Source organism: Hydrogenophaga sp. (genome assembly GCF_041633695.1).
GTDB lineage: Bacteria > Pseudomonadota > Gammaproteobacteria > Burkholderiales > Burkholderiaceae_C > Hydrogenophaga.
Window position 1 is genome coordinate 1 of the sequence record NZ_JBFJMY010000427.1, and the last position, 3546, is coordinate 3546.

A 3546-nucleotide genomic window follows, 5' to 3' on the forward strand; every position below is an offset into this window, starting at 1 on the left:
AGCAGGCGGTGCGCGATGCGGGCGTTGGTTTCAAAAGCCGCGCGCTCCTGCTCCAGCGCCTGGCGCGCGATCAGCGCCGCGCCCGCCAGGGCCATGGCCAGCCCGGCCAGCCCCCACCAACGATGGCGCCATCCTGTTGTTCGCATGGGCCGATTCTGCACCGCCGTGTGGTGCGCCGGATTTCACTTGTCGGGCTTGGACGATTGCGACAAGGCCGCCACCACATCCGACTGGGTGACCATGCCGACCAGCCGTTCACCAGCCCCGATGATGGGGATGTGGTGGTGGCCGCTGCTGCCAAAGAGCGGAATCAACTCGGCCAGGTGCCGGTCCACGCTGGCCACGCGCACCTGGCGCGTCATGATCTGGCCCACGGTTTCGTGCGGGCTGGGCCGTTCGGCGCTGGCCCATTTGCGCAAGAGGCGCCAGCGCGATTCAAAACCGCCTTCGTCCTGTGCTTCGGCGGCGCGCATGAAGTCGGCCGGGGTGACGATGCCGACAATGCCACCGTCGGCGTTCACCACCGGCAGCGCCTTCACGTGGTGTTGGCGAAACAGGCTCCAGGCCTGGCCCAGCGGGGTGAGGTGGCGCACCGTGATGAGGTGCGTGGACATGATGTCGCGGCAGCGCAGGTTGGCGAGTTTGCGCTGGTAGGCGCTGAGCTGCGTGTCTTCCAGCAAGGCCTTCAAATCGTCGCGGCTGATGTCCAGCACCTGGTTGTAGCGGGTCAGCACCGCGTTCAGGTCCGCCTCCACGGCGTCGGCTTCGTGGTCGCGTGCCGGGGCTTGCAGCGGGGGCAGTTGTGGGTGTGGGTACTGCCGGCGCGTGGCTGTGTTGTAGGCCACGCCCACCACCATCAGCAACAAGGAATTGAGCAGCACGGGATCGAGCGCAAACCAGGGGTCGGACACACCGGTGAGCGCCACCAGCAAGGCCGATGCCCCGCCCGGCGGGTGCAGGCAGCGCAGCGCAAACATCAGCCCGATGGCCAGGCCCACCGCCAGTGCGGCGGCCCATTCGGGCGAACCGACCCAGCGCACACAGGCCACGCCCACCAGTGCCGACAAGGTGTTGCCACCCACCACAGCCCAGGGTTGTGCCAGCGGGCTGGCCGGCACACCAAACACCAGCACCGCGCTGGCGCCCATCGGTGCGATCAACCAGGGCCAGGCTTGTGCGCCATCCCAGGCCAGAGAGCGGCTCAACCAGGCGGTGACCAGAATGCCCAACGTGGCGCCCACCACGACCCGCAACTGCTCCCGCCTGTTGACGCGCATGCGTGCCGGCAACCAGGCACGCAACCACTCGGCGGCTGAGAACCCGGCCTGCGGTTTGGGGGGATGGTCGGAGGGCGTAGGCAAAAGAAGGCGTGCGGGAGGGTGGCCGAACTATTCTAGGAGCCTGTGCGGCAGAAGGCGTCGAAAGCGAAAATCGCCCCCAGCGAGGACAGTTTTTGCCGGATGTGCAGCCCCATAACCCGGCTATGGGGCACAAAGACGGTGAAAAAATGGACCGCTGCGGGCGGTTTGCAGCCGACGCTTCTTCTGCCGCGCAGGCTCCCAGGGGCGTGAACCTGGCCATGGTTTTGCCGTCTGTTTTGGGCTGGGTGCGTTGCGCGTTGCCAGCTGCTGGCGAATCGGCACTATGCTTTGACCTGAACGCGGTGCCGGGTGGAGCCCGGCGCGCGAAATTCATCACCGGAGACGAGATGGCCAGCGATTTGGATACCGTACGCGTGTTGCGCGCACTCTTTGGCGACATGCCGCGTGCGCCGCAAGGCCTGTCGGACCAGGACACCATGGCCTGGATACAGCAGTCCATGACCGGCTTTGAAGGCGGGGCGGCGGCCTATGCCATCGAACACATCACCCGCAACTCCATGCTCGACATCGTGTTGCGCCTGCGCGAAAGCGGGCATCTGCAAGAAGACGCCGCGTTCGAAACCATGCTCCAGCAGATATCCACGGACGAAGGCCGCAAGCGGTTCATGGACTGGTGCATCAACGCGCGCAAGACGGTGGACGCGACCTCGCGCCTGCTCAACCGCGCCAAACCTTCGTGGTCGGAACCACAGGCGCTGTTCGAAGCCGACGCCCAGGAAGTGGCACGCTTCGTGGCCGCCCAACCCTCCGGCCCCAGCGCCTTGTTCAACGAGTTCGCGGCCTTGCCCGAGGTGCGCGAAATCGGCTTGCTCGATCCGGTGCCCGAGCGCATCTACACTTTTGCCTGGGGCTTTGTGACCGAAGAGCCGGGGGCCTGGAATTTTTATCTGGCCGACGTGTGGCGCCAGGGCACCGTGGGCTGCTTCGATCGCTTCTTGAGCGCCTGGAACCTGGAAACCGGTGTGCCACCGGACGAGGCGCTGCGCCCACCGGCCGTGCCGCACGACCTGAACTTCGATGTGGGCATCACCTCGTTCAGCAGCCTGATCCTGCACGCAGACACCCACGCCGGTGAAAACGCCACGCGGCAATGGGTGGGCCAGGTGTTCATCAGCCACATGCTGCCGGTCATGGCCGGGCGGGTGCTGGACGAGAATTACGACTTTCCGAGCAACTGGTAGGGCTGGCGGCGCTGGTTTACGCCGGCTGGTAGATGTTGGGGCTTGCAGCCCCGGTCAAAAAAACTGGTCAAGCGCCTCGGTCCGAGGTCAAACGTCCCGCTATATCTGGCGGCATCTGGCCGCCCACGGCCAGATGCCGCGGGGCACAAGGCTGGCGGCCACCCCTATCCAGCCACCGACGCAACGGGCAGCTGCGCCGTTGCATGCGACCCGTGCCGTGCAAGGCCCCACGGCACCTTGCACCGTGAACAAGCGGACATCTTGCGCAGACTTGACGCCAGGGAAAACCCTGGGTTTTACGCGATTTGGTTGTAATTCATAACCAAATACAAGACGATGCTCCCTCCAATCTCAGCCACCGAAGGAAAGGGAGTCACGCATGACATTTCGCGCATTTTGTATATCCGTTCTCAGCCTGGGCCTGGCGGCCATGGGCGCAGTTGCTCACGCCGCCGACGACGGTGTGAGCAACGACGAAATCCGTTTGGGCGCCTCCATGGTGCTCACCGGACCACTGGGCGCACAAACCACCGACTACGCCGCAGGCTCCCGGCTGTACTTTGCAGCGGTGAACGCAGCCGGTGGCGTGCATGGTCGCAAGATCCAGTACATCACTTTGGACGACGGATTTGATGTCAAACGGGCCGTGGAGAACACGCGTCAGTTGTTGGAGCAGGACAAGGTCTTCATGATCTACAACAACACCGGCACCGCGCAGACGGCGGCCATTCTGCCGCTGTTGAAAGAGACGCGCACCATCGTGTTTGGGCCGGTCACCGGGGCCTCGGCGTTTCGCGACAACTTCAATCCGCTGGTGTTCCATGTGCGCGCCAGTTACGCAAACGAAGCGCGACGCATCCTGAGCCAGATGAAGCTGATCGGCCTCCAGCGGGTGGCGGTGTTCTATCAAGACGACGGCTTTGGAAAAGCCTTGCTCGCCGAGTTGAAAAAAGCGGCGGAAGAAGAAAAGCTGCCCTTTGTCG

3 protein-coding genes are annotated in these 3546 nt (G+C 64.4%); 2 read left to right on the top strand and 1 reads right to left on the bottom strand.

Annotation, left to right across the window (positions count from 1 at the left end):
• Positions 1 to 182: 182 nt before the first annotated feature.
• Complete coding sequence (locus ABYB95_RS19440) at positions 183 to 1361, bottom strand: HPP family protein (protein WP_372660656.1); 1179 nt, start codon at positions 1359 to 1361, stop codon at positions 183 to 185.
• A 347-nt stretch (positions 1362 to 1708) separates the two neighbouring features.
• On the opposite strand from ABYB95_RS19440, the gene ABYB95_RS19445 reads away from it, so the two are divergent.
• Together ABYB95_RS19445 and ABYB95_RS19450 are read left to right on the top strand one after the other, a co-directional pair.
• Complete coding sequence (locus ABYB95_RS19445; RefSeq protein WP_372660659.1) at positions 1709 to 2563, top strand: hypothetical protein; 855 nt, start codon at positions 1709 to 1711, stop codon at positions 2561 to 2563.
• A 379-nt stretch (positions 2564 to 2942) separates the two neighbouring features.
• Positions 2943 to 3546 (top strand): ABC transporter substrate-binding protein (locus tag ABYB95_RS19450; protein WP_372660662.1); only part of this gene is annotated, 604 nt, incomplete at its 3' end.